At 38.8% G+C, this 7,060-nt stretch carries 8 protein-coding genes and 1 tRNA gene; 1 reads left to right on the forward strand and 8 read right to left on the reverse strand.

Going from position 1 to position 7,060, the window contains the following annotated elements; translation table 11 throughout:
* A partial coding sequence (locus QME58_13695) for a S8/S53 family peptidase (GenBank protein MDI6804869.1) occupies positions 1 to 1,473 on the forward strand: 1,473 nt, incomplete at its 5' end.
* Between the two features lie 65 nt (positions 1,474 to 1,538).
* Here the strand turns inward: QME58_13695 and QME58_13700 are convergent.
* The 8 genes from QME58_13700 to QME58_13735 form a co-directional block, all read right to left on the reverse strand.
* Positions 1,539 to 2,879, reverse strand: a complete 1,341-nt coding sequence (locus QME58_13700; protein ID MDI6804870.1) for a 5'-deoxyadenosine deaminase — start codon at positions 2,877 to 2,879, stop codon at positions 1,539 to 1,541.
* A 61-nt stretch (positions 2,880 to 2,940) separates the two neighbouring features.
* Positions 2,941 to 3,014: transfer RNA gene (locus QME58_13705), tRNA-Arg, on the reverse strand.
* Between the two features lie 230 nt (positions 3,015 to 3,244).
* A complete protein-coding gene (locus QME58_13710) occupies positions 3,245 to 3,616 on the reverse strand; it encodes a hypothetical protein (protein MDI6804871.1) in 372 nt (123 codons plus the stop codon).
* 8 nt (positions 3,617 to 3,624) lie between these two features.
* On the reverse strand, positions 3,625 to 4,437 hold the full coding sequence (locus QME58_13715) for a hypothetical protein (GenBank protein MDI6804872.1): 813 nt from the start codon (positions 4,435 to 4,437) through the stop codon (positions 3,625 to 3,627).
* Positions 4,434 to 4,667 (reverse strand): hypothetical protein, encoded by a 234-nt coding sequence (locus tag QME58_13720; GenBank protein MDI6804873.1) that lies wholly within the window; start codon positions 4,665 to 4,667, stop codon positions 4,434 to 4,436. Before QME58_13720 ends, QME58_13715 begins: the two co-directional genes overlap by 4 nt.
* A 12-nt stretch (positions 4,668 to 4,679) precedes the next feature.
* Positions 4,680 to 5,930 carry a DnaB-like helicase C-terminal domain-containing protein gene (locus tag QME58_13725; GenBank protein ID MDI6804874.1) on the reverse strand — a complete coding sequence of 417 codons (1,251 nt, stop codon included), beginning with the start codon at positions 5,928 to 5,930 and terminating at the stop codon, positions 4,680 to 4,682.
* The gene (locus tag QME58_13730; protein ID MDI6804875.1) at positions 5,927 to 6,403 is read right to left on the reverse strand and encodes a hypothetical protein; all 477 of its coding nucleotides are present in this window, start codon (positions 6,401 to 6,403) and stop codon (positions 5,927 to 5,929) included. Before QME58_13730 ends, QME58_13725 begins: the two co-directional genes overlap by 4 nt.
* Complete coding sequence (locus QME58_13735) at positions 6,396 to 6,818, reverse strand: hypothetical protein (protein ID MDI6804876.1); 423 nt, start codon at positions 6,816 to 6,818, stop codon at positions 6,396 to 6,398. Before QME58_13735 ends, QME58_13730 begins: the two co-directional genes overlap by 8 nt.
* Positions 6,819 to 7,060: the final 242 nt, after the last annotated feature.

Genomic DNA, 7,060 nt, shown 5'->3' on the forward strand with positions numbered 1-7,060 from the left:
AATCATAGTTATGGAGGTTCGAGTTTTAGTACCACTTTACGGCTGGCTTTTTCATACGCTTATAAAATGAATAGAACTTCAGTTGCATCAATGGGTAATGGAAATACTAATTCTCCCAGGTATCCAGCTGCATTCGGTCAGGGTGTTATTGCAGTCGGAGCAACAACGCATAACGATGTCCGTGCTAGTTTTTCAAACTACGGAAATCATATCGATGTGGGTGCACCAGGTTCATATATCGTGTCAACCTGGCGCAATAATAATTATGATACAATCTCAGGTACATCAATGGCAGCACCAGTTGTGTCGGGTATCGCTACGCTCTTGAAAGGATACAACCCCAACCTCTCCAACGACGACATCGAGAACATCATTCAACTATGTGCAGACAAGGTAACTGGTATGGCTGGTCAAAACTGGTCTCAGGAATACGGTTACGGCCGCGTAAATGCTAAAAAGGCGCTGGATTATTTGCGTGCACCGTATCAACTGACTCATGCACAGAGTACTGGTGGAAGCATCTCACAAACTGTAAATCATCAAGGTAATTTTTATGGTTTACCCGGTAACGCCCCAGATGGATATTATGTAGGAAAAAAACATGAAGTGAGAAAACTTGTTTACTTTTCTCCAAATATTGAAACTAAAATTTGGGGTAGAGGTGTTGCAACGGTTGGATATTCTAATACAGAATCTGGTTCGTCAAACTTTACAATGGGTTATTGCGAGATTGGGGCAGGGACTCTTACATCAAGCAGTGTTGAACTTCGCACTTGGGTTTATGAAATTTCACGCAGTGGAGGTAGTTACTATGGCTGGTATCCCTGCCGACCTGAAAATGTAAATTTTGCTTACACCATTCACCGCCATGTCTATCCCCTCTCTGTCTCCATCTCCGGTCCTAACACCGTTTATCATGCCGACCCGAAGGGCAGAGCTCCAAATTGTTATTCCTGGACTGCCAACATTTCCGGTGGTGCTCCCCCTTATATGTATACCTGGTACAAGAATGACGCTGGTGTCGGCACGAGTTCATCCTACTCCGAATGTTTTTCTTGGAACGGCTACAGCGGGGCATCGTATCAGTTCACGCTGAGAGTCAATGTGGTTGATGCTATATCACAAACTGCTACCGCGAGCTTGGTTGTAACCGCGTATAATTCTGGCGGTGGGCTTGAACCGATTGCACAATATATTCAAGTTCTTCCCGAGGAATTCAACATCACACAAAATCATCCAAATCCATTTAATCCTGTAACAACCATCAGGTATGAGCTGCCTGAAGTCAGTAATGTAGTTTTGAAAATATTTGATATACTCGGAAAAGAAGTCGCTACATTAGTCAATGGAGTGCAAGATGCCGGATATAAAGAGATAGTATTCGATGCTAGCAGGTTAACGAGTGGAGTGTATTTGTATAAACTTCAAGCTGGCTCATACACAAATGTAAAAAAGATGGTCCTTATGCGATGACGATGCGTGCAGTAATTTAGTAGATCGTTATTAAGCCCCGGATTTTTTTGTCTCGGGGCTTTTTGTTAAATCCTATCCAACAACTTCTTCAATTCTTTTCTTGCGTTCGAAAGAATTAAACTTTCATCAATCCGTGCAAATTCTTTTTTCCGATAAACCCATTTCCCGTCTATCATAACAGAATCTACATTTGTCGGTTCGGCTGAATATACAATTGTTGTGTAAAAATTATCAGCTTCCTCCTGGATCAGCAGGTTCCATAAATTGTTCAAGTCGAGGAGAACTATATCGGCTTTCTTACCAACTTCAATACTTCCAATCTCGTTGTCGAGTCCTAATGCTTTTGCCCCGCCAATTGTGGCCATTTCAAAAATTGTTTTTGCCGGCATTGAAGTTGGTCCGTGGACTGGCTTTTGTATCAATCCTGCCAGCCGCATTTCTTGAAACATATTCAAATTGTTGTTACACGGTGCGCCATCGGCGGCAAGCGATACCGTTATCCCTTCCGAAATGTAACGTGGTATATTTGCAATTCCGGAACCCAATTTTAAATTCGAACTCGGACAGTGTGCAACACTTGTTCTGGTCTGCTTCATCAATTGAATTTCGTTTTCATTTAGATGTATGCAGTGAGCCAGCACGGTTTTACTGGAAAGAACTTTTAGGTGATTTAAAAATTCGACATTATCCATTTTACATCTTTCGCGGACAGCATTCACCTCGCCGTAGTTTTCGGATGCGTGTGTATGATAAAGCATACCGTCGAATTGTTTTGTAATTTCGAATGCTTCCTTCATTAATTCATCAGTGCAGGAAAGTACAAATCGTGGGGCGGGCGCATATTTCACACACTCATTAAACGAGTTATGCCACTTTTCAGCAAGTGCGATTGTAGATGAGATAGAATCTTTTGTTGGTTCTTTTAATTTCGAGAACGCTCCGTTTATATCCATCATCGCTTTGCCTGTAAATGCGCGAAAGCCCGTTTCCCCGATTGCACGAATAACTTCCTCGTGATGATTCACACTTCCCATATCTAAAATTGTTGTAGTGCCGCTTCGAATTAACTCAGCAATCCCAATCATCGCAGATGCGTACATTGATTCAGCGTTGTGGGCAGCTTCGAATGGAAAGATTCTTTTTTGCAGCCAATCTAAAAGAAGTAAGTTTTCAGCCATTCCGCGGAATAATGTTTGGCAGAGATGAATATGCGTTTGCACAAATCCGGGAATTGCTATACAGTGTGAAGCATCTATTGTATCGTAGTTGGATTTTTTGAGTTCATCAATTTCCTTCCCCGTAATAATTTTTGTAATGCTATTTCCTTCAATAAGAATAGCGGCGCTCGTTAATAGTTCCGGCTGTGAATTCGTTAGTATTTTATCTACAATTATTACAGTAGGCATTTGATTTCAAGATTAATATAATTTGTGAGAAAAACAAAGAGAGTAGCAGAGTATAAATTTGTACGCCTGAAGGGACTTGAACCCCTAACCCTCTGCTCCGAAGGCAGATGCTCTATCCAATTGAGCTACAGGCGCGTTCTAATTGTTAACTTGTCCGCCGAAGTCATTCAAAAATCTTGAGAGATAATCAACAATTTTATCTACAGCAAAATCAACACTTTTTACCACTGAAAAATAGAACGCTTCTCAGGTATATTCGAGGCACTCTCACACGCCCTTGCAAACCCAAGAAGCATTATACTTTTGTTAAGAGAGTTTTGAATATTTTAATTGCATCGGAAATATACAACGGCAGTTTGCAAAAGTCAAGTCAACTTGTTTGAAGGCGTAACAACACCAATTTCAATTATATCGAAATTTGCCTGTTCCTCGCCTACCGGCTCAAACATTATAGGTGAGGGCTCACGCTGTCCAAGATAATTTTTTCCGAGCCAGATGAGCATCGAATTACTACCTTTCTTGCATGACTTAAATTGTAAACGTCTTAAGGACGTTTTTGCGGTTTCACGTCCCCTTTTAATCTGCTCCATAAATCGACGTGAAAGTGTATCCACAGAACAGCCCACCACCGCAGCGATTTCTTCCAACGTGCAAAATATCGCTGCAAGGTCTTGAACGAGCTTCGCATCTATTTTTGCCAGCGGACGTCCTTTGGTTTTTACTATTTCATTTTTCATAGTTTTCCTCAAACACTCGGGTTGCTTTGCTTCCAGATTTGAGCTGCTTTTCTTCTGAAAGAAATTTCTTCAAGATTATTTTTTGACTGAAAATTAAAAGCATCTAATCTCTCTTGCTCATTAAGAAAAGGAAATAAATCTGCCGACCTGATAAAATCAGCCCCCCCATCAATTTGACTTTGAAAATCATTCAGGATGCTCTCCTCGACTTCATAATCTTTTAACTCTGTTTCATATTCCTTGAGCTTTGGAAAATGTTCTTGCTCAATTTTTGTTACTGCATTTAACAAAGGGAACTCCTCCGGGTTTGTTAGATACTTATTGCTTCGGTTAACCTTGTCGATATTTGAGGTTGCTTCCGCTTGCGTTAAATTTTGAAGCTGCTCACGTGTATATAAGTCAAACTTAGTTTTCACAACGTCAATCAAGTTACTTGCATAGTCAATGTCATCCAATTCAAATGCTTGCCGTATCTCTTGCAAGATACCGGCATCGGAGGGATTAAGACTTAAGAATAGCAAAGCATTAGTTTTCTGTTTTATACCAACCTCCCGATATACGGATATATTGGATAACCTATCAGGATACTTCAAGCCGTAGTATTCCTTTTGTGCTTTGGTTTTATCCGACTTAATAATTGATTTGATATTAGATATTTTTTCCCGGTATTCTTTTAAAATTTTTTCCTTTGCTTTTTCTTTTTCAGCTTCCAATCCTTCAGGAGTGAAAAAAGGAAATTTTTTCCTTATATTTTCAGGCAGCTGAAACAAGCTCTGATTATAATTATTTCTAACGTCTAAAAGTAATTTTAGATTTTTCATTGTGTTATTCCTTTTATTATTGTTGAATGTTTTTTTATTGATTTTTTGAACTCTATCTCTCGATAGATTTTATAAATAAATTTTATGTCTTCATCGCTTATCATATTATCAAGCACACCTTCATATAATTCCTCAGGCATCTCTTCACTGCTAAAGTCCGAGAGGATTGACAGCAACCAGCGGTTGTAGTATTTTAGGAACAGCTTCATTTCTTTTAAATCCATTTTCATTTCATCACCTCGTTAAAATCTTGTTTCCAATTCGACCATCTTTTGAGAATCAAGGAAATATTTTAAAGCAATATCACCCCGAACACCTGTCCGATTTTTAACTACTCGCAAGGTTAAGCTCCTTTCAGATTTTATCATTTCTTTTTCATCTTGCTGCTCACCGTAAAGCAATATGCCCTGAGAGCAATCGTGTCCAAGTCCACTCGAACCATAGAGAGAGTTCAAGCCCGGCTTGTTTGAGGTTATCTCGTTCCTGTTCAAGCTTGATGCTACGATTAAGACAAAATTATATTTCAAAGCTATTTGCCTCAATTGTTCCGAAACTTTTTTGATTGATAGGAATTCATCGCTTGACGTCTTAGACCGTTCACCATATACCTGAAGATAATCTACGATAACCAACGAAGCACCGTTCACCGCTGCAAGCTCCACCTCGTTAATTAAATTCGAGAGAGTCCGTTTATAATCGAAATGAAACTCAATCGGTAACTGCTGAAGCTGTGCAATTGCAGCAGCAGCATATTCTTGACCGCATCGAAGTTTATCAATATCGGTTTCCGTTAAAATTCCACAGCACCTCTCGAATATTTCCGATTCAGCCATTTCGCTTTCGATGAAATGGATTTTATAATTTTGCATTGCAGCAGATATAGCAATCTGAAGCAAGAGAGAAGTTTTTCCCGAACCGGGAACACCACCGACTAAAACAAACGAACCCGGAGAGAATCCACCTGAAAGCATTCTCGTTAATGTCGGGAACGGAGTTTTTATTCGTTTGATTCCGGCTTGATTAACTTCAAGATATTTCTCAAAATCGTTAAGCATCGTATCTTTAGGTTTTCGAGTGTGTGAATTAAACAACTGAGAAATTTCAAGATTGATTCTCTGCATTTCGGATTGTTCATCGAATACGTCCTCTGTCTTTTTCAGTTTGAAATTGTTTATTTTCTCTTTTATGACTAACTCCGTCAACTTCCGCACAAATAAACCAAGATTCCGGCTGCTGCACTCCAACGAACTGATTTCAGCAAGCCCGCAAACATCCTGATTCGATAAGTTCCCGACCGTCTTGATTGAAATTAAATCGAATCGACCGCCTTCGGAATTGATAAGAAGCATCGCTTCAAATATCTTTTTATGCAATTCGTTTGAAAAGTATTCCGTTAAAATGTTTCTTTTGTATTTAACAAACGAACCGTTTGAATTGATTAACGAAGACAAGAGCAACGCCTCGACTTCCTGCCGACCATTTATAAAAATCATTCGAGCACCTTAGACTTACTTTCTGAAAGCTGTTTGTTATTAAGAGAAGCATAATATTTTTGAGCTTCTGTTAATAAGCTGTTTTCGTTTTTATTATTATTATCATTATTGATTGTATGTATCTTGTGCTGCACTCTGTGCTGTATCTGTTGATAAAAATCATAATTATTTATTGAAATAATGGTTGTAACATTCGTTTTTCTGTGTTGTATCATTTGCCTGTTTTGAAGTGTGTTTAAAAATTTGATAATTGTTCTCTCATTCCATTTCCACCGCTTGCATAATGTCCGAATCGAGTAACAAAGCTCACCACGTTTCAAACGGATTTCCACGCCACGAATAAAAAAAATATTAGGTTTATGAGCTGCTAAAATTAGCAAGTCTAAAAACGCTGCCATCTTTGTAAATCTCTCACAAAAATAAAACTCATTTTCGGTTATTTTTCGATGGACGGAAATCCAGCCTTCAGCCACAAGCCACCTCAAACAATGATTGTTGACTGCTAAGCTGCTGCTCAAAACGGATTGCAGCCTGAAGACCCCAAAGCTGTAACGGAAGGAAAATTTGTGCTTCATAATCGGTTGACTTGAAAGCCGATTTTTTACCGAACTTTAATAAAAAATCTTTAGAAGTTTTTAACGACTGCACCCTACCGCTTGAATCGGTATAAGCAATTTCTAACCACCTCAAGCCCGGAATCTCCAGCACCATTTCATTGATTGCTAACGAACCGCTTGACCGATGCAAATGTCGCTTTTCAGTCCTAAAACAAAAAAATGTTTGATTTGCAGAATTATAAGAACCGATAATTTTTGAACAAAATCCGTCCGAGAGTATCACGTTTGATATTCCCAGCTTATTTGTTGGCTTAAAAGTGAGAAATTTCATAAAAACCTTTCATAAAATAAAGAAGCCAAAGGGATGAACGGATAAGTTCACCTTTGGCTCTTTAAAATTCTTTAGGTTAATATTTTTATATCCGTTCACGGATACAATTTAATATGTAACCACGTGGTAACTACGTGGAAATATTATTCATATTTTTTTTTATTCCGTGTAAATCTCCCTTCAATTGCCTTTGCTGTTAAGGGCGGTTCCAAAAATTGACTTATTGAATACTTTTTTTTGTA

The sequence above is a fragment of the Bacteroidota bacterium genome (genome assembly GCA_030017895.1).
Taxonomy (GTDB): domain Bacteria; phylum Bacteroidota; class Ignavibacteria; order UBA10030; family BY39; genus JASEGV01.